Below are 24615 nucleotides of genomic sequence, written 5' to 3' on the forward strand. Positions count from 1 at the left end.
GCCAGGAGCAACCGGGATCGACGTCGTCCCGAGCAATCACCGGCAAGAGGAGAGACTCACCGTGACTTCCACCGACATCAAACCGGCCGACAACGATACGGCGCTCACGTCGGTCAACCCCGCGACGGGCGAGGTCATCGCCACCTACCCGATCGCGGACGAGGACGCGGTGCGCGCGGCCGTGGCGAAGGCCCGCACGGCCGCCGCCACCTGGGGCGCGTTGAGCTACGACGAGCGCAAGACTCATCTGCTGCGCTGGTCGAGCAGGCTGGTCGCGGACTCCGACGAGTTCTGCAAGCTGATCCACGCCGAGAACGGCAAGCCGCTCGACGACGCCTTCCTGGAGCTGATGCTGGCGCTCGAGCACATCGCCTGGGCGGCCAAGAACGCCAAGAAGGTGCTCGCGCCCAAGAAGGTCTCCCCTGGCGCGTTCATGTCGAACTTCGCCGCCAGGGTCGAGCAGCGCCCGCTCGGTGTGGTCGGCGTGATCGGCCCGTGGAACTACCCGGTCTACACCCCCAACGGCTCCATCGGCTACGCGCTCGCCGCGGGCAACACTGTGGTGTTCAAGCCGAGCGAGTACTCCACCGGCATCGGTAACTTCCTGGCCGAGGCGTTCGCGAAGGCGAACCCCGATCTGCCCGAGGGCGTGTTCAGCACCGTCAACGGCTATGGCGCCACCGGCGCGGCGCTGGTGAAAGCGGGCGTCGACAAGCTCGCGTTCACCGGCTCCACCGCGACCGGCAAGCGGATCATGGCCGCCGCCGCCGAGAACCTCACCCCGGTGCTGCTGGAATGCGGCGGCAAGGACGCGGTGATCGTCGCCGGTGACGCGGACGTGAAGGCCGCCGCCGACGCGGTCGCCTGGGGCGCCACCGCCAACAGCGGCCAGACCTGCGCGGGTGTGGAGCGGGTGTACGTCGATCGGTCGGTGCGCGACGAGTTCGTCGCCGAGGTGAAGAAGATCTTGACGAACGTCGGCCCCGGCTCGGGCGCCGACGCCTCTTACGGCCCGATGACTATGCCGAGCCAGGTCGACATCGTGCGGCGCCACATCGAGTCCGCGCTGAAGAACGGCGGCACCGCCGTGCTCGGCGGCCCGGAGTCGGTGAAGGCGCCGTTCATCGAGCCGGTGGTGCTGGTCGACGTGGACGAGAAATCCGAAGCGGTGCAGGAGGAAACCTTCGGCCCGACGGTCACCATCCGCACCGTGGACGGCGTGGACGAGGCGGTCGAGCTGGCCAACAGCTCCAAGTACGGGCTGTCCTCGGCGGTGTACTCGAAGAAGAACGGCCTGGAGATCGCGCGCAGGCTGCACGTCGGGGCCACCTCGGTGAACTCGGTGCTCGCCTTCGCCGCCATCCCCGGCCTGCCGTTCGGCGGCGTCGGTGACTCCGGCATCGGCCGCATCCACGGCGAGCCTGGCCTGCGCGAATTCGCCCGCCCGCACTCGATCGCGGTGCAGCGCTTCGCGATTCCCGGCATGGCGCTGCTCAGCTACTCGCGCACGCAGTCCACCATGAAGCTGCTGCGCAAGCTGGTTCCGTTCCTGCACGGTCGGCACAAGTAAGTACACCGCCCGCGTGTCCGGCCGGATGATGGGCGAAGATGGACAGGTGAGTTTCTGGCCAGCGCCCCATGTCGATGTCCCTGTGCACGCGACCGTGACCCTGCCTGGATCGAAGTCGATCACGAACCGGGCATTGATCTTGGCCGCCCTGGCCGACGGGCCGTCGACGCTGTCCGGCGCGCTGCGCAGCCGGGATACCAATCTGATGATCGCGGCCCTGTGCGCACTGGGCACCGGTATCGAGGGTGACGGTGACACGCTCACCGTCACCCCGGCCCCGTTGCGCGGCGGCACCGTCGACTGCGGGCTCGCGGGCACCGTGATGCGGTTCCTGCCGCCGGTGGCGACCCTCGCCGCGGGCGAGGTGGCCTTCGACGGCGACGCGCAGGCCAGGGTGCGCCCGCTCAGCACCATCCTGGACGCGCTGCGCGGCCTCGGCGCCGACATCGACGGCGACGCGCTGCCGTTCACCGTGCACGGCAAGGGCGCGCTGCGCGGCGGCACGGTGACCATCGATGCCTCCGGATCCTCCCAGTTCGTCTCCGGGCTGCTGCTGTCGGCGGCGCGGTTCGACGAGGGTCTGATCGTGCACCACGACGGCAAGGCCCTGCCGTCCATGCCGCACATCGAGATGACCGTGGAGATGCTGCGCCGGGCCGACGTGGCGGTGCAGGCGCCCGAGCACAGCCGCAAGGCGCAGACCTGGGAGGTGGCGCCCGGCCCCATCCGAGCGGTGGACTGGGACGTCGAGCCGGATCTGTCCAACGCGACACCGTTCCTTGCGGCCGCAGCCGTCACCGGCGGCGAGGTGAAGATCCCGCACTGGCCGCGGCTGACCACCCAGCCCGGCGACGTGATCCGCGAGATCCTGGTGCGGATGGGCGCCGAGGCGCGCGTCTTCGACGGCGTGCTGACCGTGCATGGCCCCGACCGGCTGGCCGGCATCGACATCGACCTGCACGACGTCGGCGAGCTGACCCCGACGGTCGCGGCCCTTGCGGCACTGGCCGATTCGCCGTCGCACCTGCGCGGCATCGCGCATCTGCGCGGGCACGAGACCGACCGGCTCGCCGCGCTGTCCACCGAGATCAACCGGCTCGGCGGCAAGGTCACCGAGACCGAGGACGGGCTGGAGATCGAGCCCGCCGAACTGCACGGCGGCCGTTGGCACTCCTACGCCGACCACCGAATGGCCACCGCCGGAGCGATTCTCGGGCTGCGGGTGCCCGGTATCGAGATCGAGGACATCGGCACCACGGCCAAGACACTGCCGAACTTCGTTGCGCTGTGGGAGCGGATGCTCGATCCGACGCGCGCCGATCAGGAGGCGGCGCACTGAGAAAACGCGAGTACGACGAATCCGACGTCCGGGTACGCCCTGGCAAGAGTTCGCGTCCCCGCACGAAAACCCGTCCGCAACACAATGATGCGGAATCCGCCATGGTGGTCGCGGTGGATCGCGGCCGCTGGGGGTGTGTGCTCGGCGGCGACCCGAACCGGCACATCGTCGCCATGCGCGCCAGAGAACTCGGACGCACCCCGATCGTGGTCGGCGATCAGGTGGACGTGGTCGGCGACCTGTCCGGCAGGCCCGACTCGCTGGCCCGCATCGTCCGGGTGACCGACCGCCGAACGGTGTTGCGGCGCACCGCCGATGACACCGATCCGTTCGAGCGGATCGTGGTCGGCAACGCCGAACAGCTGTTCATGGTGGTCGCCCTGGCCGACCCGCCGCCGCGCACCGGCTTCGTCGAACGCTGCATGGTCGCCGCGTACGCCGGTGGGCTGCACCCGGTGCTGTGCCTGACCAAGCACGACCTGGCCGCCGAGTCCGATTTCGCCGCCGCCTTCGAGGATCTCGACCTCACCATCGTCTACGGCGGGGTCGACGACCCGCTGGAGCCGGTGCTCGAACTGCTCACCGGGCGGCTCACCGCGTTCATCGGCCACTCCGGCGTCGGCAAGTCGACGCTGGTGAATCGCCTGGTGCCGGACGCGTATCGGGCCGTCGGCGAGGTGTCCGGTGTCGGCAAGGGCAAACACACCTCCACCCAGTCCGTCGCGCTGCCGCTGCCCGACGGCGGCTGGGTCATCGACACCCCGGGTATCCGCTCGTTCGGCCTGGCCCACATCACCCCCGACGACGTGGTCGCCGCCTTCAGCGACCTCGCCACCGCCATCGAGGACTGTCCCCGCGGCTGCACCCACCTCGGCCCGCCCGCCGACCCGGAGTGCGCGCTGGACAAACTACCCGGCAAAGAGCGCCGGGTGGCCGCCATCCGGCTGCTGCTCACCGCGCTGAACTCCAACGAGCACTGGCAGAACAACAGCGGACCACGGCCGATCGACTAGCTGCCCGCGCTCAGCTGCCCGCGCTCAGCTACCCGCGCTCAGCTACGCAGCGCCGCGCTGGATCGGTCCTGCCCGTCCGGCTGGCCGGGAGCGAACGGCCACTCCTCGAACCAGGTGCAGCGACCCTCCCCGTCGAAGCGCAGCACCCATAGGTCGCGCCAGCGCGCCGGTTGGCCGGGGTACTCGACCTCCGCCCTGACCACGGCGGTGAGTCCGTCCACCGCGACGACCTCGGGCTCCATCGTGAACGTCTCGTCCGGCCCGTCGCGCCCGGCCTCCCAGAACTTCGCGAGCGCGGGTAGCCCGGTGAGCGGTTCGGCCCACGGGGAGACTTGGTATCCGACTTCGGGGGCGAAAAGGTCGCCGAGCTTGTCCGTGCCCGGCGATCGCCAGGCCCGTTCGTATTCGCTGACCCATGCCTCAACTGTGCTTCGGTCCACCCCGAAAAAGTACGCCTCTTCAGCACCCGACGCGCGGATTCTGTCCCGCCTCCCCGGAAATTCAGGCCGGACTGAGGTGCGGCAACGGTGCGGTTGGCGCCCGGCGGTAGAGCGGCGGGCGCGTTTGCCCGTCCCCGGTGAGTTACCCAGGTGCTCTCGAGATCAGTTGTTCCATAGAGCATTCTTTGAGCCGGGTGAGCCGCCCGGGGTACGCCTGGTCGGGGGAAACGCGAAAGCGCCCAGGGACCGGAGTCCTTGGGCGCCTTCGAGATTCAGCTAATTCACACGTCAGTGGCGGCGACGCGGCTTCGGTGCGCGCTTCGGCTTTTCCTGCGCGCGGGCGGCCTCGCGGCGCTCGCGGCGGGTGGTGCCGTCGCCGTACTCCTCGGCGTCGCTGTGCACCTCGCGGTGGCCGCCCTCGTCGGGTCCGGAGTAGCTGAGACCGCGCTGGCTACCGGAGTCGATGCCCTTGGCACGCAACGCCGCCGGGGCGGCAGTGCCGTTGCCCGCGGGCGCTTCGTCGGTGGGCAGCGGGCGCGGCGCGGCCATCGCGCCGACCGGCGAACGCAGGCCCTGATCGACCGAGACACCGTCCGGCTGCGGCTGCTGCACCTCGACCTGCAGGTTGAACAGGAAGCCGACCGACTCCTCCTTCAGGCCCTCGAGCATCGCCGAGAACATGTCGAAGCCCTCGCGCTGGTACTCGACCAGCGGGTCGCGCTGCGCCATGGCCCGCAGGCCGATGCCCTCCTTGAGGTAGTCCATCTCGTAGAGGTGCTCGCGCCACTTGCGGTCGAGCACCGAAAGCAGCACCTGCCGTTCGAGATTGCGCATGCTGCCCGCGCCGGCCAGCCCGTCGATCTCGGCCTCGCGCCGCGCGTAGGCGTCGTGCGCGTCGTCGAGCAGCGCTTCGAGCAGCTCCTCGCGGCTGAGATCGCCGGCCTCGCCGACCGCGGTCTCCCCGGTCAGATCCTTGTAGTTGATCTTGACCGGGTACAGCGTCTTGAGCGCCGTCCACAGCTTGTCCAGATCCCAGTCCTCGACGTAGCCCTCGGCGGTGGCGCCGTTGACATAGGCGGTGATCACGTCCGTGATCATGCTCTGGACCTGGCCCTCCATGTCCTCGCCACGCAGGATCCGGTTGCGCTCGCCGTAGATGATGGTGCGCTGCTGGTTCATCACCTCGTCGTACTTGAGCACGTTCTTGCGGATCTCGAAGTTCTGCTGCTCGACCTGGGTCTGCGCGCTCTTGATCGCCTTGGAGACCATCTTGGCCTCGATCGGCACATCGTCGGGCAGATTGAGCCTGGTCATGATCGCCTCGAGCGCGGCGCCGTTGAACCGGCGCATCAGCTCGTCACCCAGCGACAGGTAGAACCGGGACTCGCCCGGGTCGCCCTGACGGCCGGAACGACCACGCAGCTGGTTGTCGATGCGGCGCGACTCGTGCCGCTCGGTGCCGAGCACGTAGAGCCCGCCCGCCTCGCGCACCCGATCGGCGTCGGCCGCGGTCTGCGCCTTGACCTGCTCCAGCGTCGGCAGCCAGGCCTGCTGGTAGGCGTCCGGCGTCTCGACCGGGTCGAGGCCCTCCCTGCGCAGAATGAGGTCGGCGATGATGTCCGGGTTGCCGCCGAGCACGACGTCGGTACCGCGACCGGCCATGTTCGTCGCGACGGTCACCGCGCCCGGCCGACCGGCCTCGGCGATGATCTCGGCTTCCTTCTCGTGGAACTTGGCGTTGAGCACCGTGTGCGCGATACCGCGCTTGGTGAACTGCTTGGACAGGTACTCCGAGCGCTCGACGCTGGTGGTACCGATCAGCACCGGCTGGTCCCGCTCGTGCCGCTCGGTGACGTCGTCGACCACGGCCGCGAACTTGGCCTCTTCGGTCTTGTAGATCAGGTCGGACTGGTCCACCCGGACCATCGGCCGGTTGGTCGGGATCGGGACGACGCCGAGGTTGTAGATCTGGTGCAGCTCGGCGGCCTCGGTCTCGGCGGTACCGGTCATGCCGGACAACTTGTCGTAGAGACGGAAGTAGTTCTGCAGGGTGATCGTGGCCAGGGTCTGGTTCTCCGGCTGGATCTCCACCCCTTCCTTGGCCTCGATCGCCTGGTGCATGCCCTCGTTGTAGCGACGCCCGACCAGGATGCGGCCGGTGAACTCGTCGACGATGATCACTTCGCCGTCGCGGACGATGTAATCCTTGTCGCGGGTGTAGAGCTCTTTGGCCTTGATCGCGTTGTTCACGTAGCTGACCAGCGGCGAGTTGGCGGCCTCGTAGAGGTTGTCGATGCCGAGCTGATCCTCGATGAACTCGACCCCGGCCTCGTGCACGCCGATGGTGCGCTTCTTGATGTCGACCTCGTAGTGCAGGTCCTTCTTCAACAGCGGTGCGATACGCGCGAACTCGGCGTACCACTTGCTGGAGGCGTCGGCCGGACCCGAGATGATCAGCGGGGTCCGCGCCTCGTCGATCAGGATGGAGTCGACCTCGTCGACCACGGCGAAGTTGTGCCCGCGCTGCACCAGATCGTCGAGCGAGTGCGTCATGTTGTCGCGCAGGTAGTCGAAGCCGAACTCGTTGTTGGTGCCGTAGGTGATGTCGGCGCCGTAGGCCACCCGCCGTTGCGCGGGCGTCATGCCGCCGAGGATCACGCCGACCTCGAGCCCGAGGAAGCGGTGCACGCGGCCCATCCACTCGGAGTCGCGCTTGGCGAGGTAGTCGTTGGTGGTGACGATGTGCACGCCGTCGCCGCTGATCGCGTTGAGGTAGGCGGGCAGCACCGAGGTGAGCGTCTTGCCCTCACCGGTCTTCATCTCGGCGATGTTGCCGGTGTGCAGCGCGGCGCCGCCCATGATCTGCACCTTGTAGTGCTTCTGGTTGAGCACCCGCCAGGACGCCTCGCGCGCCACCGCGAACGCCTCGGCCATCAGGGCGCCGAGCGGATCGGCCGCGCCCTCCTCGACCATGTCGGAGTAGCGCTCGCGGAACTCGTCGGTCTTGCCGCGCAGCTCGGCGTCGGTGAGTTGCTCGTACTCCGACTCGAGGTCGAGAACCTGATCGGCGAAGTTGGCGAGCCGCTTGACCATGCGACCCTCACCAATCCGTAGCAACCTCGTCAGTGTCAGCGCAGGCACGGGTCTCGTCAGTCCTCTGGTCGGTGTGTCATTCGTTTCGTCGTCGGCGCCGGGCCGAGGGGTGGACTCACGGCCGGCGTGCGGGTTCGCGCTTCGAGTGCGGAATCCGCTGCACGCTTCATGGTAATGCGGCGCCGTACGTCAGTGCCGACGAGCAGCGCCGTTCGGCGACATCAGCCCGTGGCCGTGTCGTCCGCCCTGGTACTCACAGTACGCGGAAGGCGGTCAGCTGCCAGCCGGCCCGGTGCAGCACCACGCACGCGGCCACCGCGAACTCCCGGTTCCCTCGCTGATATCTGCCGAATACCTCCGCGGTGTTCGGGCCGGTCAGCTCGACCCCGAGCTTGGTCAACAGCGCTGGACCGAGCTTGCGGCCCGGCGGCGCCGAGCGCGCCAGCGTCTCGATCGCGGCGAGCACCGACGGCGCGGCGAGCCTGCGCAGCTGGACCGCGGGGCGCCTGCCGTCCAGCACCTCGAGCACGAGCCGTAGCGAACTTTCCGCGAATCGGCTTGCCGCCGAACCTGTTTCACCGTCCCTGCCGTACGATGGAGGACGACCGTCGTGCCGGGCGCGTCGCTCCGCCGCCCGACTGGTCGACCCGCTATGTGACGGCATGCGACGGCGACAGGGCAGCGCGGCTCGCGGCGACAACGCCTCCGAACGAGGGCGGCCCGGCCGATCACCGTCCAGCGGTGGCTCGAGCCGTGGCGCGGGCGAGAGCGATGGTCGTCGACTGTGCATCCGGTGTCCCCCTGTGTTCGAATCGAGTTCCCCTGGCTCGAGGCAGACAGCTTGCCACGGAAGCCGCAGCGGGTAAAGGGGAACGCCGATTTCACCGAATAAGCCACAGCGGAGCAGCTGAATCCTTGTGGCAGCAGCACAATAGGCGTGAGGCGGCATCGGAAAAAGGGAGCAGCGGGCAGCGTGATCACGAGACTGACGCCGCAGGACGCGTCCTTCTATCGGCTCGAGTCGAGCAGCAACCCGATCCATATCGGCGCCCTCGCGATCGTCCGGAATGCCGAGCACGGCACCGATCCCGTGCTCGACTACGACCGGCTGATCGACCTGGTCGAGGCCAGGCTCTCGCTGGTCCCCCGCTATCGCCGCAAGGTGGTGGAGATCCCGTTCGCCCTCGGTCGCCCGGTCTGGGTGGAGGACAGCCAGTTCGACATCACCTATCACATCCGCCGCTCGGCACTGCCCACCCCGGGCACCGACGCACAACTGCACGATCTGGTCGCCAGGCTGGCTTCCCGGCCGCTGGATCAGAGCAGGCCGCTGTGGGAGATGTATCTGATCGAGGGCCTGTCCGACGGCCGCTGCGCGATCTTCACCAAGACCCACTCGGCCCTGGTCGACGGCGACACCGCGCTGGAGATCGGCCACGTGATCCTCGATACCGGGCCGGCGCCGCGCGAGCTCGCGCACAACGCCTGGCACGCCCCGCGCGAACCCAACGACGTCGAGTTGCTCGTCGGGGCGTTGACCCACCTGGCCGCACAGCCGCGCGAGGCGCTGGAGGTGGCCAGGCACGCCAGCGGGCACGCCTTCGCGGTGATCGGCGCGGCGGGCCGGGCGGTGGACTCGGTGGTCTCGGCGGTGCGCGCGGCGACCACCGGCGCGCCGGACAGCCCGTTGAACGCACGCACCTCACGCAACCGCCGCTTCGACGTGGTGCGCACCGAGCTCGAGGATTACCGCAAGATCCGCAAGCGGTTCGACTGCTCGATCAACGACGCCATCCTCGCGGTGGTCTCCGGTGCGCTGCGCAATTGGCTGCTGTCACGGGGCGAGACGCTCACCGAATCGACCACGCTGCGCGCCGTGGTGCCGATGTCGGTGTATGTCGAAGGGCCCGACAGCGATCAGCTGAAACCGGCGAGCGAGGTCTCCTCGTTCCTGATCGACCTGCCGGTCGGCGAACCCAATCCCGTGATGCGGCTTTCGCACATCTCGCACGCCACCGAGGCCAACGGCAAGCATCATCGCGGCGTTCGCGCGCGCACCCTGGTGCACCTGGCCGGGTTCGCTCCGGCGAGCCTGCATGCCATGAGCGTGCGTGCGGCGAGTACCTTCGCAGAGCACACGTTCAATCTGGTGATCACCAACGCACCGGGTCCGCAGACGCCGATGTTCATCGGCGGCGCGCGGATGCTGGAGATGTATCCGGTGTCGCCACTGCTGCGCAATCAGGCCTCGAGCATCGGGATCACGTCCTATGACGGACGCGTTTTCTACGGACTCAACGCCGACCGCGACGCGATGGCCGACATCGGCGTGCTGGCCGCGTCGGTGCGCGATTCCATGGAGGAGATGCTCGGTGCCTGCGTCTGATCAGGAGAAAATGCGGGTCTATATCCCCGCGACGGTGCCGATGCTGCGCGAGCTCGTCACGAACCGGGAGCTGCACCCGATCGGCGGCACCGCGTTCGCGGTGACCCCGGCGTTGCGCGAGGCGTACGCCTCCGGCGACGACGAGGAGCTGGCCGAGGTGGCGATGGGCGAGGCCGCCCGCGCCTCGCTGCGCCTGCTCGCCGCCGAACGCGACGGAGCCGAAGACGACGCGGACGCGGACGCGGCGCCGGCCGACACCGGCAGGCCGGTCTATCGGCGCGCGGTGATCGCCGCCGATGTGGCCGGTGCGAAGCTGCGCCCCGACCTCGACGACGCCGTGGTGAAGCTGGCCGGGCCGATCAGTTACGACCAGATCGGCTGTGTGCACGTCGACCTGGCCGACGCCGAGCCCCAGGTGACCAAGGCCGTCGACGTGGTCGACGCCGCCGATCTCGGCGACACCGACGCCGAATTCGTGCTCGGCGACGCCGAGGACCACCAGCTCGCCTGGTACGCCGCGCAGGAGCTGCCGTTCCTGCTCGAGCTGCTCTGACGCATTCCTGTCGCCCGCACGTACTGACGCGCGCTCGCGGGCCGGGGATGATGGGTGTGAGCGGCCACGACCGCCCGGCTAACCTACGATGCCGTAACCTTGCTGAGGCGTGGGCAGCGCATCCGACGAACAGGAAGACGAACGGCAGCAATGAGCTCGAAAACTGGGGGATTCTCCGTGCGCAGCGTGCGGGAGTGGCTGGAGGCACCGGCCGCCGCGGTCGCCGAGCGAGGCGGCAGATTGAACGTGTTACGCGGGGCCGTGGCACGCGTCACCACCCCGTTGCTGCCGGATGACTATCTGCATCTGGCCAACCCGCTGTGGTCGGCCCGCGAACTGCGCGGTCGCATCGTCGACGTGCGCAAGGAAACCGCGGACTCGGCCACCCTGGTGATCAAGCCGGGCTGGGGCTTCGACTTCAAGTACGAGCCGGGCCAGTACATCGGCATCGGCGTGCTGATCGACGGGCGCTGGCACTGGCGCTCCTACTCGCTCACCTGTCCGCCGAACTGGTCGGACCCCGAGGCGGGCGGCAAGCGCGTCATCTCGATCGCCGTGAAGGCGATGCCGGAGGGCTTCCTGTCCAGCCACCTGGTGAGCGGCGTCCCGGTCGGCACCGTGGTCCGCCTCGCCGCGCCGCAGGGCGGTTTCGTGCTGCCCTACCCGCCGCCGGACAAGGTGCTGTTCCTGACCGCGGGCAGCGGGATCACCCCGGTGCTCGCGATGCTGCGGGCGATGGACCGCCGCGACATGGTCACCGACGTGCAGCACCTGCACTCCGCGCGCACCGCCGAGGACGTCATGTTCGGCGCCGAGCTGCGCGACCTGCACGACCGGCACCCGAGCTTCGACTCACACCTGCACCTCACCGGCGAGCACGGCAAGTTCGCACTCGCCGGGCTGGACGAGAAGTTCCCCGACTGGCGCGAGCGGCACACCTGGGCCTGCGGCCCCGCCGCGATGCTGGACGAGATCGAACACCACTGGCGCGACGCGGGCCTGTCCGATCGGTTGCACGTGGAGCGGTTCGAGATCGCGCGCTCCGCGGTCGGCGAGGGCGGCACGGTCACCTTCGGCAAGACCGGGCGCACTGTCGAGGTGGACGGCGCGACCAGCCTGCTCGAGGCGGGCGAATCGGTCGGCGTGCAGATGCCGTTCGGTTGCCGCATGGGTATCTGCCAAACCTGTGTCGTGACACTGAATTCCGGGCACGTGCGTGATCTGCGCAACGGTGACGAGCATCGCGAAGGCGACAAGGTGCAGACCTGCATCTCCGCCGCGGCGGGCGACTGCACCCTCGACGTCTGAGCACGCGCCGGGCCTCGGCTCGCCGCGCCACCGACGGTGTTTGGGTACCCTCAAATGAAATTGAGCAGCGAAAGGACACCCGGTGGCAATCACCGATATTCAGGCGTTCGCCCACCTGACTGCGGCAGACATCGAAACACTGGGGCAGGAGCTCGACTCGATCCGGCGCTCGGTGGAGCAGTCGCGCGGCGAGCGTGACGCGAAGTACATCCGGCGCACCATCGCCGCGCAGCGTTGCCTCGAGGTAGCCGGGCGCGCGGTGCTGTTCGGCAGCCGCAACCGCTGGGCCTGGCTCACCGGTACCGCGTTGCTGTCGGTCGCCAAGATCGTCGAGAACATGGAGCTCGGGCACAACATCAGCCACGGGCAGTGGGACTGGATGAACGACCCGGAGATCCATTCCAGCAGTTGGGAATGGGACCAGACCGGGCCGTCGTCGCAGTGGCGGCGGGCGCACAACTACTCCCACCACACCTACACCAACGTGCTCGGCAAGGACGAGGACCTCGGCTTCGGCATCCTGCGGATGACCAGGGACGAGACCTGGCGACCTGTCCATCTGGTGCAGCCGCTGGCGAACCTGGTGCTCGCCGCCACCTTCGAGTGGGGCATCGCCCTGCACGACTGGAGCATCGAGAAGGAGATCACCGGGACCCCGCCCGGCTTGGGCTCGGAGCCGAACCGCGAGTTCGCCCGCAAGATCGCCCGTCAGGTGGGCAAGGACTTCGTGTTCTATCCGGCCCTCACCGGACCCGCTTTCCTGTCGACCTTGAAGGCGAACGCGACCGCCAACCTGGTGCGCAACCTGTGGGCCTACGCGGTGATCTTCTGCGGCCACTTCCCCGACGGCGCCGAGAAATTCACCATCGAACAGCTCGAGGGTGAGACCAGCGGCGAGTGGTACCTGCGGCAGATGCTCGGCAGTGCCAACTTCAAGGCCGGGCCCGCGATGGCGTTCATGAGCGGCAACCTCTGCTACCAGATCGAGCACCACCTGTTCCCGGACCTGCCGAGCAACCGGTACGCCGAGATCGCGGTGCGGGTGCGCGAGCTGTGCGAAAAGTACGACCTGCCCTACACCACCGGCTCGCTCGGCAAGCAGTACCTGCTCGCCTTCCGAACCATCCACAAGCTCGCGCTGCCGGACCGGCTGCTCAAGGCCACCGCCGACAACGCGCCGGAGACGTCCTCGGAACGCAAGTTCGCCGGCATCACCCTGCCGTCGCTGCCGAGTTCGGACACCGCGAGCTGGCTCGGCGTCGACCCGGAGACCGGGCAGCGGCGCGGGCTGCGTTCGGCGATGCGCGAGGCCAAGGTGGTGCTCAAGGAGAAGGCGCGGCAGGAGAAGGAGATGCTGCGCGAGGCCAAGCGCGCGCTGCGCGAGAAGGCCGAGCACGAGAAGGAGGCGCTGCGCGAGGCCACCGTGGCGCTGCAGGACCGGGCCCGCACCGAGCAGGCGTCGCTGCGGCGCAAGGCCGTGCGGCAGCGGGCGCTGTTCCGCAATCGCCGCCGTCGCTGAACCGATCGGGTGAGCCGGGAGCGATCGGCTCCCGGCTCGGTCGGCGGATTACCAGCGCACCTTCAGATCGCTGACGACCGCCGCGTGATCGGAGTAGAAGACGCCGGGACCGTGGCGCCGCATGCGCTGGTCGACGATGCGGGCCGCCCGCGTCTCGACGTCGCCCTTGGCGAAGAGGAAGTCGATCCGTTGATCGGTGATCAGCTGCTCGGTGGGCAGCGGGCTCCAGGTGCGGCCTGGGACGGCACAGACATCGGGGTTGGCGGCGCGGAAGGTGTCCACGAAACCCGCGTCGGTGACGACCTTGGTGGCGGTCAGCGGGTAGCTGAGCCCGAAGTGGTTCGGACAGCCGGCTTGGCTCGGCGTCCAGTCCGCGCCGGGGAGCGTGTTGAAGTCACCGCCGAGCAGCACGGGTGCGGTATTGCCGCCGAGCATTCTCGGTAGCTGGTTCCGCACGATGTCGGTGATGTACTGCGTCTGGGCGCGTTCGGCCTGCACGACCGCGGCGACCGAGTGGCGGGGTTCGCGGCCGTCGCGGCGATCGATCGCGTTCTCGTCGATCAGGTAACCGTTCCACGGATCGGTGTAGGGCAGCCAGGTGGCGAACAGATTGAGCTCACCGTCGTGCGGCACGCGGACGCGGACACCGCCGAGGTTGAAGTCGCTCACCGGGCCGCCCTGCGGCTTCGGGTAGGCCGCGACGACCTCGTACTTGGTGAAGATCCACAGGTTGTCCTGCCCGGCGGGCCGCTCGGTGACGCGGACACCGGTGTAGCGGCCGTTGTGCGCCCGGCGGGTCAGCGCGTCGGTGATGAGGTCGCCCGAGCCGTAGGTCTCCACGGCGAAGAACACGTCCGGCTCGAGGTCGATCACCTGGTCGATCAGGTCGTTCAGGTTGTCCGGCGTGGGCTCACGGCCGCCGTGAAAAATGTTCCAGGTCAGCACGCGCACCCGCTCGTGGTCGCCGGCCTGCGCCGTCGGCGCCACCCCCACCAGCGCGGTGCTCGCCAACAGCACAGCCGTGAGCAACGCCTTGCATAATCGCACGATCGAACTCCATTCGTCAGGGACGCTGGAAGTTAGGCGAAGGTTCGGAACAGCGCGTGACGAACGGGCAAACCGCTGGTCGCCGCCGAGCCGTAACACCATGCGAGAGAAGGCTTTACGCTGTACGGCCGCATACTTGATCTAGCACCATATGATCGTGATCGCAATGGGGGATTTCCCACATCAGCGTTCAGCTCCCGGCAACCTACGGTCACGTAACTTACGGTACTGTAACCGCCATGGCGATCTCGGATGTCAAGGAATACGCACATCTCACCGAGGCCGACGTGGAAGCACTCGGCGCGGAATTCGACGCGATCCGACGGGATATCGAATCCTCGCGCGGTGAGCGCGACGCGCGGTACATCCGCAACGTCATCCGACTGCAGCGCGCGCTCGAGATCAGCGGCCGCGGCGTCCTGTTCGCCAGCTTCTTACCGCCGGCCTGGCTGGCCGGTGTCGCCCTGCTGAGCACCTCCAAGATCATCGAGAACATGGAGATCGGGCACAACGCCATGCACGGGCAGTGGGACTGGATGAACGATCCGGAGATCCACTCCAGCACCTGGGAATGGGACAACGCGGGCCCGGCCAAGCACTGGAAGCACACGCACAACTACCTGCACCACAAGTACACCAACGTGCTCGGCATGGACGACGACATCGGCTACGGCCTGCTGCGGGTGACCCGCGACCAGCGCTGGAAGCCGTTCAACCTCGGCAACCCGATCTACAACCTGGTGCTGCAGCTGCTCTTCGAATACGGCGTCGCCATCCAGCACATGGAGCTCGGCAAGCTGGCCGCGGGCCGCTTCAAGCCGGGCACCCCCGAGCGGGCCGAGTTCGAGCGCAAGCGCAGCGAAGCGCTGACCAAGATGGGCAAGCAGGTCCTCAAGGACTACGTGATCTTCCCGGCCCTCACCGGCCCCGCGTTCCTGTCCACCCTCACCGCCAACCTCGCCGCGAACGCGATCCGCAACGTGTGGTCCAACGCGGTGATCTTCTGCGGCCACTTCCCCGACGGCGCGGAGAAGTTCACCAAGGCCGATGTCGACAACGAGACCAAGGGCCAGTGGTACCTGCGCCAGATGCTGGGCAGCGCCAACATCTCCGGCGGACCGCTCACCCACTTCATGACCGGCAACCTCAGCCACCAGATCGAACACCACCTCTTCCCCGACCTGCCGAGCAACCGGTACGCCGAGATCGCGGTGCGCGTCCGGGAGCTGGCCGAGAAGTACGACCTGCCCTACACCACCGGCTCCCTGCCGGTGCAGTACTTCAAGGCCTGGCGCACCATCCTCAAACTGTCGCTGCCGGACAAGTACCTGCGCGACACCGCCGACGACGCCCCCGAAACCGCCTCGGAGCGCAAGTTCGCCGGCAAAACGGGTCCGTTCATCGACCCGGTCACCGGCAAGCGCCACGGTCTGCGCACCGCCCTCGCCTCCGGCCGCCGCCGTCTCACCCGCCGCCCCGCACCGGTCGAGCGCGTACTGCAATTCACGAAGTGAACCGGTCGGCACGAGCCTGCTGAGCGGCACGCGCTACCGCGACGGCAACGACAGCGATAACCGAATAGGCGACAAATCGACTGTGCGGGCGGCTATTGCAGCCGCCCGCACAGTCGTTTTCCGAGCTACTCCGCGAAAACGGGCGGAGTCATCGCCATAAACGAGCACAGCCAATTGGTCGTTGATCCGGATCGATCAGCGACCATCCGACTCTGCTCGGCCGCGCGGTAAGGGCGAGTGGTTGAGTAGGCGGGTGGGTGCTGACGGGTTGAGTGTTTACGAGGCGATTCGCGTGCGGCGCGACGTGCGCGCGGAGTTCACCGGCGAGCTCGTGGACGACGCGACACTCTGGCGGATTCTCGAGGCCGCGCATCGGGCGCCGAGCGTCGGGAATTCGCAGCCGTGGGATTTCGTGGTGGTGCGCGATCCGAGCACATTACGCACCTTCGCCGAGCACGTGGCGGACAAGCGGGTGGAGTTCCGCGCGTCGCTGCCGCCGGAGCGCGCGGCGACGTTCGAGCCGATCAAGATCGAAGGGATCACCGAGAGCGGCACGGGCATCGTGGTCAGCTACGACCACGGCCGCGGTGGCCCGCAGGTGCTCGGGCGCGCCACCGTGCCCGAAACCGGGGTCTACTCCGCGGTTCTCGCCATCCAGAACCTGTGGCTGGCGGCCACCGCCGAGGGCCTGGGCGTCGGCTGGGTGTCGTTCTACGATCCGGAGTTCCTCACCGAGCTGGTCGCACTGCCGGAGGGCATCCAGCCCGTGGCCTGGCTGTGCGTCGGCCCCGTCCACGAACTCCAGCAGATCCCCGATCTGGAGCGATTCGGCTGGCGCGGCAGGCGACCGCTGCACGAGGCCGTGCACCACGAGACCTTCCGCGCCTGACGCACGCCAACTGCTGTCCCGCACACGATTTCGCGTGCGATCGGCCGCCGTCGCCGACGATTCGCTGTGCGTGAGATCACCGGGTACGCGGCCGTCGCGCGCAACCTCGAGGATTCGCCGCGCGCCGGAGTGGGTACCTCATGGAGGATATCCATCTAGGACAATGGATTCGTCTCGCGTCACCATGCTCGTCAGCTCAGGAGGTTTGCCATGGCCAATGTCGACGCCGTCCGGCTGTCGCATGAGCTGGGCATCGACCTCGCGCATGCCATGCTGCGCCTGCGCCGCGAGGGCCATCCCGGCGAGACCCACCACGACACCTGCCTGCGGATCATCGCCGAAGAGGGCGGTCGATCCCAGACCCCGCGCCGCACCTTCACCGCCTACGGCGCCCGCCCCACCGCCGACGGCACGATCCCGGTGATCCCGCCGACCCGCCCCCGCCGCCCGCGCTAACCCGAGCAGCCCGGCTTCGGCCGAAAGCCGCACGCGCTCCGCCATTTACACCGCACACCCGGGCAAGCCACACACCCGCCAGAAGGGTGTGCGGCTCACCAACGGAGCGCGGTGCAGGCGGTCAGACGCGCTCCAGGACTGCCGAGGCACCGATGCCGCCCGCGGCGCAGATGCCGAGCAGAGCGGCGTTCTTCCCGGTGCGGGCGAGCTCGTTCGCCATGGTGGTGACCATGCGGGCGCCGGTGGCGCCGAACGGGTGGCCGAGGGAGACCGAACCACCGTGCACGTTGAGGGTGTCGATATCGATCTCACCGACCGCGGTGTCGCGGTCGAGGCGGGTCTTGGCCCACTCGTCACTGTCGAGGGCCGCGAGCACCGACAGCGTCTGCGCGGCGAAGGCCTCGTGGATGTCGACGAAGTCGATGTCGCCCAACGACATTCCGGCCTTGTCGAGCGCCCGCGGCATGGAGATGGCGGGCCCGATGAGCACCTGGTCGGTAGGGTCGACGCTGACGTAGCTCCAGGAGCGGAACGCGGCGAGCGGCCGGTAGCCGAGTTCGAGGGCCTTCTCCTCGCTCATCAGCAGCACCGCGGACGCGCCGTCGGTGAGCGGGCTGGCGTTACCGGCGGTGACGGTGCCGTTTTCGGCGAACACCGGCTTCAGTTTCGATAGTTTTTCGATGCTGGTATCTCCGCGGACCAGTCCGTCGCGGGCGATCTCGGTGCCCTCGGGGGTGCGCACCCGTAGCACTTCGTCGTCGAACCGGCCCGAATCGATGGCCGCGGCCGCCCGATGATGCGAGCGGGCGGCGAATTCGTCCTGGTCGGCGCGGCTGACGCCGTGGATGCGGGCCATCTTCTCGGCCGACTCCCCCATCACCTCGCCGGTGGTGCGCTCGGCGATCTTCGGCCTGCTCGGCAGCAGGTCGGTGAACGGCGCGAGCTGCGCGACCGCGGAAAGGTAGTCCTTCGGCTTCGGCTTACCCAGCGCCAGCGGCGCCGCGGCGTGCACCACCTTCTGCGGCAGTTTGACCTCGGCATTGGAGGTGGAGTCGCTGCCGCCTGCGATCATGATGTCGTACTCGCCGCGCTCGATCGCGGCCGCCGCGGAGGTCACCGCCTGCAGGCCCGACGCGCAGGCCCTGGTCACCGTGTAACCCTCGCACCCCGGGTCGAGCCGCAGGTCGAGCGCTATTTCCCGGGCGATGTTCGGCGCCGCGCTCGGCAGGATGACCCCACCCCACACGATCGCCTGCACCTGCGCGCCGGGCAGCCCGGTGCGCTCCAGCAATCCCCGAACGGCGGCATCGGCGAGGGCGATGGAGTCCATCCGCGTGTATCCGGTGAACGCACGCACGAACGGCGTGCGCGCACCGGACACGATGACGGCACGGCGAGCAGCCTTGGTGGCCATGCGATTTCCTTTCGAGAGATCTATGACCACCAAACTTACTCCATAGTAAGTTCACCGTCGACCCCCTTCGCCGACGGTGACCCCGTGCGCAGCGGCGATCCCCTCCACCGTCGCTGACTCCGGCCTGCCGCGCGCCGTTGCGCAACAGACCGGAAGGCGCCCGTCCCGACGAACGCCCCTGCTCGTCCCGGAACGCTCCGCAAGGCCGATGTCGTCTGCGACTCGGCGCCTCAGAACAGTAGCAATATTTCCACTGATTTTTCAAACACTTTCTATCGATTTGCTTTCAGCCTTGCCCGCGCCTACCCTGAAGCCACTATGCATAGCCCTTCGGAGCTGTCGCGACGCCAGAAGAGATTCGGCCGAATCATCAAGGAGCGCCGGGATGAGCTCGGACTCACGCAGTTACAGATCGGCGACCTCGGGGGGCCATCAGCACCGACGATTCGCAAGATCGAGGACGGCGACGCGGCGATCAGCACGCACACGCTGAACAAACTCGACGCGCCGCTGCGCTGGCTGCCTGGCAGTGCCGCACGTACCTACGCGGGCGGCACGCCGACCGCCGACGAACCGGGCCAGGTCGCCCGCCACACCGGCGAATCCGTGGTGGCCGGGCCCGACTCGATCCGCTTCGAAATCGCCGACCTCACCGGCCTGCTCGCCACCGCGGGCCGGCTCAACGACGCGGTCGAGCGCGGTAAGGCCACCGACCCGCAGCTGGTCGCGGCCATCGAAGAACTCAACCGGGTGGTCTCCAAACTGTCGGCGCGCTACGCGACCACCATGCTGGAGCGCAACGGCGGTCCGGGCCGCGCCCTGCACCCGCTCGTCGAAATGGCCTTCGCGCATCTACTCGAGGTGCCCGCGGAAGTCAGCGACGCTACCGAACTACAGGAACGGCGATACCGGCGCTGGCTGGCCGGGCGATCGGAGGACGTGGATGCTGCGACAGAAGCCCAGTTCCGGGCACGGTGGCTGGCTGCCAACCTGGCCACGACCGCGAGTCGAAACGGCGGGCACTGAGGTGACGGAGATGACGAACAACGCGCCGACCAATGGGACACTCACGCTGAGCCACAAGATCAACCGGCTCTTCGCCGTCGTGCACCCCCGATCCGCCCCCGAGCGCAGCAACGCGACGGTGGCCGCGCAGGTCGGGGACTACCTGCGCCGGACCGTTCCGGCGAGCCAGCTGGAGCGACTACGCCGAGGCGACTTCGACGGCGAAAACGGCTCCGCCGCAATCGAACCCGAGGTTCTCGCGGCGATCGCGCAGAGTTTCGGCGTTGCCGCGGACTACCTCACCACGACGGGCCCGGCCGCGGCGGCGATCGACCGCGAGCTCGAGCTGCTCGCGACCATGCGCGATGCCAATGTTTCCAGCATCGCGCTGCGCGGTTCCAACGTCGATCAGTCGATCCTGGCCCGGATCATCGAGAGCACCGATCGTCCCGTACCGCCGAATCGGTAACATCTCCACCTACTGGGGGCAACGAGCTTGCTGTAGGAGATCGATCGCATGGCCATGCAGGCCCGGTTCCGGAACCTGACCCGCGACGTACCGATACCCCACCCGTGGGATCTGTCCAGTTATCTCGACGATGTCGCGCGGTATCGCGGCCGGAGCATCAGTCTGTTGCCGATCGACACCGCGTTGCTCGCGGGCACCGGGTGCGGCACCGGCAGCGGGCTGTGGATCGCGAAGCAGGACAGTGACGTGATCGTCTACGGCGCGGACACCACCGAGTGGCATGCCGAGCACATCATCGTGCACGAGCTCGGTCACATGCTGCTCGGCCACGGCCCGGAGCAGCCGACCGACGCCGAACCAACGCCGAGCACCCCGACGGTCGCCGCGGTCGCCGAACTGCTGCCCTCGATCTCACCGGAGTCCATCGCGCACGTCCTCGGCCGGACCGACTACGGCACCACCCGCGAGCGCGACGCCGAAACCTTCGCCGACATGGTCATGCTGCACGCCATGCGTCCCCCACGCCGAGACTCGTTGCTACACAGGACATTCTTCCGCGACCGTCGTCGCTGAGCTCCCCCGTCCCCGCGGTCTTCGCGGTGCCGGTGATCGCTCTCGTCGTCGCCGTGGCGCTCGGCCGTTTCGCGGTGCTGCTGCACCTACACCGGTATCTGCCCGCCGAGCAGACCGCGCCGAATCCGCCGAGTACCGAGCGCTATGCCCGGCACCCGCGGCAGGCGATCACCGCCGAGCGGGCCGGTGCGACCCCGCCGCGGGCAGTCGGGGAGCCGGCACACCGTCCAGCGATCTGGACTCCGACATCCGCCGCCTGCTCGACCTGGCACGAGCTTGGCGGATACGCCAAACTCGCACGGTACCAACAGGTTCGACGACGTTACTGCCGAAGCCCAACCGGGGCGGCCGACGATCGCTGTGACGGGTGCGGGTTCTCCGGGCACCCAACTCGGGCGCTGGATACCCGGAGCGATGGAAGGGTGGATGTCGAACTACGCGAGCCGGATGAGCCCGTAGTCGAAGGCGTGTCGACGGTAGACAACCGACGGTCGGTCGGTCTCCCGGTCTTGGAAGAGGAAGAAGTCGTGGCCGACGAGTTCCATCTGATAGAGGGCGTCGTCGACGGACATCGGGGTCGCGGTGTGCACCTTGGTGCGCACGATATGACCTGGTCCGGCCGCGTATTCCTGGTTCTCCGCCGACTCGTCGGAGCGGCGGGTGTCGCCGTCGGGGTGGTCGTGCGCGCCGGATCCGTTCGGCTGCGCGAACAGCGACTCGTCCACCAGATCCGCGGTGGCCTGCGCGACGGACAGGGGGGTCTTGTCCCCGTAGTGCACCTTGCGGCGGTCCTTGGTGCGGCGCAGCCTGCTCTCCAGTTTGGCCGTCACCGACTCGAACGCGGCGTAGAAACTATCGGCGCAGGCCTCGGCCCGCACGATCGGGCCCTTACCGCGCGCGGTGATCTCGACGCGCTGGCAGCTCTTGCGCTGCCGTCGATTTCGCTCGTGGAACAGCTCGACGTCGAAAATGAAAATGGACGGGTCGAAGCGTTCGAGGCGGGAGAGTTTCTCCGCGACGTAGATTCGAAAATGATCCGGAACTTCGACATTGCGACCCTTCACCACGACGTCCGCACGGGGCGTCCTGGTTCGGTCCGCAGTGGATTGTTCGGTCACGTCGACGGTGCGGTCGTCCAGCACCGAAGGGTCAGCGTCTTGCACTGAAGGTCGTGAAGAAGTCGTCACGCGTACCTCCCGAATATGGCCGCACAGGCAATGTGCGTGCGGCGGGATTGAGCCGTGCCGATCGACGATCTCTCGGCACATGATGTCCGAGGCGCCACCTCCAAACTCCCGGTTCGGGTGTGTGATCGCGACGGTAGTACGACATTCGGGAGTGCGCCAGTGTTCACGCAAATTTCCCGGAGTCAAGCAGCACAGGTAACCAGCACGGCACGTGCCGGTAATCCGATCCGGGCAAGGGCGCGCACCGATTCGCGCGCCGTCGCTCCGGTCGTCAGCACGTCGTCGACCAGCACTACCTCGGCGTTTTCCGTGATCTCGCGCAGCGCCGGGCAAGCGGGTATCGTCGTGATCCGCCCACGCAGATTGTGTGCCCGCGCACCGGGTGTCAACCCCACCGAATCACGGACACCCCACCACACCCGGAGCACGGATACCATTCGGCTATCGGGCAGCCAACTCGCGGCTACCTCCGCCGCACGCAGCACCGGATCACCACCGCGCCTGCGCGCCGCGACCTTCCTGCTCGGGGCGGGCACCAGCACCAGTGGCCGATCGGCCGTCCGCAAGCGCGCGAGCCCACCCGCCAACGCCAGCCCGAGCGGCTCGGCCAGATCGCGGCGCCCCCGCTCCTTGGCGGCGAGCACCGCCCGCCGCCCCGGCCCCGCGTACGGCCCGAGCGCCCAGCACGGCACCCCGGGATCGGTCCGCGGCCACACCCGGATCGGCGGCTGCGCGAGGACGCGGGCACAGTCGGCGCACCAGCCGACACCCGCCGCCCGGCAGCCAGCACACGAGGCGGGCAGGATCAGGTCCAAGAGGGTCCGCATCGACCGAGTGTGCGCCGACCCACCGACAATCGACCTTGCTCAGCCGAGCCGGTCCGCGGCCTCGATACCGTTGCCAGGGAACTGTTTACGCGTGCGCGGTCCTGGGGAATCGGTACAGATGGCTCCGCAGCAGTCCGTCAGCCCGGCAGCACCGGCACGGCGTTCGCCCCCAGCCCCGGCACCTCGCGCCAGTAGGGTTCGCCGCCATCCGGGTTGCTGGTCAGCTCCAACACCGCGCGGGAATCGGCGGCGTACTGGTGCTCCGGCGAGGCACTCACCTGCCGCACCGGCGCCGTGAGGTTCCGGCTGGTCTGCGGCATCGGCTGCGAACCGTCGATCGACACGGTGCCTACCGGGTCGACATTGCCTTCCCGGGAGATGATCAACCGGTCGTTGCCGAACCAGGACAGCGACACGGCGTTCGCACTCGCGTTGACGCCCACCGGCAGCGGCGACGCCAACGCGTACCCGCCGCCCGGCTTCGGAATCACCACCGCCACATAGACTTTCCCATCGGCGATCAGCGCGGCCCGCACGCCGGTCCTGGACAGCCGCAGCTCGGTGATGGGCGGCCGGAAGTTCGACCCGGAGCTCGAGGAGGTGAGCGCCGAGGTGTCGACGTCCTGGACCGACACGGTGTTGGTGGTCCGGTCGTTGACGGCCCGGATCACCCGCTCGCCATCGATGACGGCCCAGGCGGCGGTGCCGTCGACATTCCAGGACGGCCGAGTGATCGTCGTCCCCGCGGCGACCGGAATGGCGTTGCCGCCGTAGGTGCCGATCATCAAGGTGCGCGGTGGTTCCGGCGCGGGCCGTCCGGTGTCGGCGACGCCGGCGACCAACTGACCGTCCGGCGAGAGCGACGCGGACAGCAGGTTGTTCACGGCACCGAAGTACCCCGGCGCGGGAGTGATGACCGCGTTGTTCTCCGGCACCTGCACCAGCGCGCCGCCGCGCAGCGCGTGCAGGCCGACCTGGGTGTTACCGACGGTCGGCTGGCTGTACTGCTGGACGTCGGCGGTCGACCAGCCGCTGCCGGTGAACCGGTCATCGAACGGTTTACCGTCGGCCAGCAGCACATAGGGGCCGAGAATGTCCGCGCCCGCCAGGGTGAGCACCACCTGCGCGGCGAGCAACTCACGATCGCGCGGGTTGAGCGCGGACGCACCCGCGAAGTCGATCTTCACGCCGCCGAGCCCGACCCCGACCTCGTCCGGATCTCCGTTGGCCTTGGTGACGGGGCCGCGCAAGGTGATCGGCGCGGCCAGCTCGTTGCGCAGCACCGGGGCGAGCGCCGGTTGAGTGCCCTCGCCGAGCATGGCGAGCAGCCGCTGGGTCAGCTGCACCTTGGGCACCGACACCCAGCGCAGATCGGGCACCACGACACTGCTCGTCGGATCGACGAAGTAGAGCACGTAGCGCCGATACCACTTGCCGAACGCGATGGAGTCCATCACCACGCCGTCGGGCAGCTCATCGATGCGCCACTCGTCGTTGACCTTCGTCATCTCGATCTTGTGTTCCAGCGGCGGATCCGCCGAGGCACGGTACGCGCCGTTGGTGTCGAGCTCGGCGACCTTGCGCGCCCGGATGCGATAGGTCGCCTTGTCGCCGGTGCGCGACTCGCGCAAGGTGTCCGGCTTCTCCACGATCGTGGTGCCCGCCGCGTCGTCCCAGTGCGCGGCGGCCGACGGCGTCATGTACTGGCGGGCCGCCAGGTGCCGATTGGTGGGGTCCGCGGTGGCCAGCAGGAAGTCGCGCAGCAGCAGATCGGGGTCGCGCCCGGCGACCGGCGGCGGCGGGCCCTCGGAGGTGGGCTCCCGGTTGATGGTGCCGAGCGCCTGCGGCGCCGAGGACTCCGGCAGACTGGCGCACCCGGAGAGCACGACCAAGGCCGCGAGGGCCGCCGCGGCGCACGCGAACAGTCGCTGCGTCTTCGCGGAACCGACACGCATTCGCATGAAACCCCTTCCCCCGGGACCGAGCGCCCCCGTCGTCGGGGGTGTGGATCGG

Annotated in this window: 21 protein-coding genes; 13 read left to right on the plus strand and 8 right to left on the minus strand. The window is 68.5% G+C overall.

What is annotated here, in order from left to right; genetic code table 11:
* Positions 1-61 precede the first annotated feature (61 nt).
* The 3 genes from ACIHA7_RS02115 to rsgA are packed head-to-tail and all read left to right on the plus strand — an operon-like array spanning position 62 to position 3922.
* A complete protein-coding gene (locus tag ACIHA7_RS02115) occupies positions 62-1570 on the plus strand; it encodes an aldehyde dehydrogenase family protein (RefSeq protein WP_397284641.1) in 1509 nt (502 codons plus the stop codon).
* A gap of 28 nt (positions 1571-1598) precedes the next feature.
* The gene (gene aroA / locus ACIHA7_RS02120) at positions 1599-2909 is read left to right on the plus strand and encodes a 3-phosphoshikimate 1-carboxyvinyltransferase (RefSeq protein WP_397286450.1); all 1311 of its coding nucleotides are present in this window, start codon (positions 1599-1601) and stop codon (positions 2907-2909) included.
* Entirely contained in the window at positions 2906-3922 is a 1017-nt protein-coding gene (rsgA, locus tag ACIHA7_RS02125; RefSeq protein ID WP_397286452.1) for a ribosome small subunit-dependent GTPase A, read from the plus strand. Before aroA ends, rsgA begins: the two co-directional genes overlap by 4 nt.
* Before the next feature lie 38 nt (positions 3923-3960).
* On the opposite strand, the gene ACIHA7_RS02130 is transcribed toward rsgA, so the two are convergent.
* From ACIHA7_RS02130 to ACIHA7_RS02140, 3 genes are all read right to left on the minus strand, one after another.
* Complete coding sequence (locus tag ACIHA7_RS02130) at positions 3961-4362, minus strand: nuclear transport factor 2 family protein (protein ID WP_397284642.1); 402 nt, start codon at positions 4360-4362, stop codon at positions 3961-3963.
* A 288-nt stretch (positions 4363-4650) separates the two neighbouring features.
* Entirely contained in the window at positions 4651-7503 is a 2853-nt protein-coding gene (gene secA / locus ACIHA7_RS02135; RefSeq protein ID WP_397284644.1) for a preprotein translocase subunit SecA, read from the minus strand.
* Positions 7504-7708: 205 nt separating this feature from the next.
* Positions 7709-8497 (minus strand): Rv3235 family protein, encoded by a 789-nt coding sequence (locus ACIHA7_RS02140; protein WP_397284646.1) that lies wholly within the window; start codon positions 8495-8497, stop codon positions 7709-7711.
* On the opposite strand from ACIHA7_RS02140, the gene ACIHA7_RS02145 reads away from it, so the two are divergent.
* The 4 genes from ACIHA7_RS02145 (at position 8429) to ACIHA7_RS02160 (ending at position 13221) form a co-directional block, all read left to right on the plus strand.
* Positions 8429-9841 carry a wax ester/triacylglycerol synthase family O-acyltransferase gene (locus ACIHA7_RS02145; protein ID WP_397284648.1) on the plus strand — a complete coding sequence of 471 codons (1413 nt, stop codon included), beginning with the start codon at positions 8429-8431 and terminating at the stop codon, positions 9839-9841. The two genes, ACIHA7_RS02140 and ACIHA7_RS02145, sit on opposite strands and share 69 nt — an antisense overlap.
* A gap of 10 nt (positions 9842-9851) precedes the next feature.
* A complete protein-coding gene (locus tag ACIHA7_RS02150) occupies positions 9852-10394 on the plus strand; it encodes a DUF6912 family protein (RefSeq protein ID WP_397286454.1) in 543 nt (180 codons plus the stop codon).
* 150 nt (positions 10395-10544) lie between these two features.
* A complete protein-coding gene (locus ACIHA7_RS02155) occupies positions 10545-11702 on the plus strand; it encodes a ferredoxin reductase (protein ID WP_397284650.1) in 1158 nt (385 codons plus the stop codon).
* Between the two features lie 82 nt (positions 11703-11784).
* Positions 11785-13221, plus strand: coding sequence for a fatty acid desaturase (locus ACIHA7_RS02160; RefSeq protein WP_397284652.1), 1437 nt, complete (start codon positions 11785-11787; stop codon positions 13219-13221).
* A 48-nt stretch (positions 13222-13269) separates the two neighbouring features.
* Here the strand turns inward: ACIHA7_RS02160 and ACIHA7_RS02165 are convergent, their stop codons facing one another.
* Positions 13270-14268 carry an endonuclease/exonuclease/phosphatase family protein gene (locus tag ACIHA7_RS02165; protein ID WP_397284654.1) on the minus strand — a complete coding sequence of 333 codons (999 nt, stop codon included), beginning with the start codon at positions 14266-14268 and terminating at the stop codon, positions 13270-13272.
* Positions 14269-14507: 239 nt separating this feature from the next.
* Between ACIHA7_RS02165 and ACIHA7_RS02170 the strand changes: the two genes are divergently transcribed.
* The 3 genes from ACIHA7_RS02170 (at position 14508) to ACIHA7_RS02180 (ending at position 17127) form a co-directional block, all read left to right on the plus strand.
* Complete coding sequence (locus ACIHA7_RS02170) at positions 14508-15782, plus strand: fatty acid desaturase family protein (protein ID WP_397284656.1); 1275 nt, start codon at positions 14508-14510, stop codon at positions 15780-15782.
* Between the two features lie 268 nt (positions 15783-16050).
* Complete coding sequence (gene bluB, locus ACIHA7_RS02175) at positions 16051-16671, plus strand: 5,6-dimethylbenzimidazole synthase (protein WP_397284658.1); 621 nt, start codon at positions 16051-16053, stop codon at positions 16669-16671.
* 210 nt (positions 16672-16881) lie between these two features.
* Positions 16882-17127 (plus strand): hypothetical protein, encoded by a 246-nt coding sequence (locus tag ACIHA7_RS02180; protein WP_397284660.1) that lies wholly within the window; start codon positions 16882-16884, stop codon positions 17125-17127.
* 121 nt (positions 17128-17248) lie between these two features.
* On the opposite strand, the gene ACIHA7_RS02185 is transcribed toward ACIHA7_RS02180, so the two are convergent.
* Entirely contained in the window at positions 17249-18541 is a 1293-nt protein-coding gene (locus ACIHA7_RS02185; protein ID WP_397284662.1) for an acetyl-CoA C-acyltransferase, read from the minus strand.
* Between the two features lie 318 nt (positions 18542-18859).
* On the opposite strand from ACIHA7_RS02185, the gene ACIHA7_RS02190 reads away from it, so the two are divergent.
* The 3 genes from ACIHA7_RS02190 to ACIHA7_RS02200 are packed head-to-tail and all read left to right on the plus strand — an operon-like array spanning position 18860 to position 20588.
* Positions 18860-19567, plus strand: a complete 708-nt coding sequence (locus ACIHA7_RS02190; protein ID WP_397284664.1) for a helix-turn-helix domain-containing protein — start codon at positions 18860-18862, stop codon at positions 19565-19567.
* 10 nt (positions 19568-19577) lie between these two features.
* Entirely contained in the window at positions 19578-20015 is a 438-nt protein-coding gene (locus ACIHA7_RS02195; RefSeq protein WP_397284666.1) for a hypothetical protein, read from the plus strand.
* A 48-nt stretch (positions 20016-20063) separates the two neighbouring features.
* Positions 20064-20588: a hypothetical protein gene (locus ACIHA7_RS02200; protein ID WP_397284668.1), complete on the plus strand. Its 525-nt coding sequence runs from the start codon at positions 20064-20066 to the stop codon at positions 20586-20588.
* Positions 20589-21022: 434 nt separating this feature from the next.
* On the opposite strand, the gene hpf is transcribed toward ACIHA7_RS02200, so the two are convergent.
* From hpf to lpqB, 3 genes are all read right to left on the minus strand, one after another.
* Entirely contained in the window at positions 21023-21775 is a 753-nt protein-coding gene (gene hpf / locus ACIHA7_RS02205; RefSeq protein ID WP_397284670.1) for a ribosome hibernation-promoting factor, HPF/YfiA family, read from the minus strand.
* Positions 21776-21957: 182 nt separating this feature from the next.
* Complete coding sequence (locus tag ACIHA7_RS02210; protein WP_397284672.1) at positions 21958-22602, minus strand: ComF family protein; 645 nt, start codon at positions 22600-22602, stop codon at positions 21958-21960.
* Positions 22603-22739: 137 nt separating this feature from the next.
* Positions 22740-24563, minus strand: coding sequence for an MtrAB system accessory lipoprotein LpqB (gene lpqB, locus ACIHA7_RS02215; protein ID WP_397284674.1), 1824 nt, complete (start codon positions 24561-24563; stop codon positions 22740-22742).
* Positions 24564-24615 lie beyond the last annotated feature (52 nt).

It is taken from the genome of Nocardia sp. NPDC052316, from assembly GCF_044547795.1.
Classification (GTDB): domain Bacteria; phylum Actinomycetota; class Actinomycetes; order Mycobacteriales; family Mycobacteriaceae; genus Nocardia.

What these genes read in the sequence shown, in the direction of transcription:
- ACIHA7_RS02155 (WP_397284650.1), top strand. Translation starts at nt 10,545, where the DNA reads ATGAGCTCGAAAACTGGGGGATTCTCCGTGCGCAGCGTGCGGGAGTGG.
- aroA (WP_397286450.1), top strand. Translation starts at nt 1,599, where the DNA reads ATGGGCGAAGATGGACAGGTGAGTTTCTGGCCAGCGCCCCATGTCGAT.
- ACIHA7_RS02195 (WP_397284666.1), top strand. Translation starts at nt 19,578, where the DNA reads ATGACGAACAACGCGCCGACCAATGGGACACTCACGCTGAGCCACAAG.
- ACIHA7_RS02150 (WP_397286454.1), top strand. Translation starts at nt 9,852, where the DNA reads ATGCGGGTCTATATCCCCGCGACGGTGCCGATGCTGCGCGAGCTCGTC.
- ACIHA7_RS02170 (WP_397284656.1), top strand. Translation starts at nt 14,508, where the DNA reads ATGGCGATCTCGGATGTCAAGGAATACGCACATCTCACCGAGGCCGAC.
- ACIHA7_RS02140 (WP_397284646.1), bottom strand. Translation starts at nt 8,497, where the DNA reads ATGGATCGGGTTGCTGCTCGACTCGAGCCGATAGAAGGACGCGTCCTG.
- ACIHA7_RS02210 (WP_397284672.1), bottom strand. Translation starts at nt 22,602, where the DNA reads ATGCGGACCCTCTTGGACCTGATCCTGCCCGCCTCGTGTGCTGGCTGC.
- ACIHA7_RS02200 (WP_397284668.1), top strand. Translation starts at nt 20,064, where the DNA reads ATGGCCATGCAGGCCCGGTTCCGGAACCTGACCCGCGACGTACCGATA.
- ACIHA7_RS02180 (WP_397284660.1), top strand. Translation starts at nt 16,882, where the DNA reads ATGGCCAATGTCGACGCCGTCCGGCTGTCGCATGAGCTGGGCATCGAC.
- lpqB (WP_397284674.1), bottom strand. Translation starts at nt 24,563, where the DNA reads ATGCGAATGCGTGTCGGTTCCGCGAAGACGCAGCGACTGTTCGCGTGC.
- ACIHA7_RS02185 (WP_397284662.1), bottom strand. Translation starts at nt 18,541, where the DNA reads ATGGCCACCAAGGCTGCTCGCCGTGCCGTCATCGTGTCCGGTGCGCGC.
- ACIHA7_RS02190 (WP_397284664.1), top strand. Translation starts at nt 18,860, where the DNA reads ATGCATAGCCCTTCGGAGCTGTCGCGACGCCAGAAGAGATTCGGCCGA.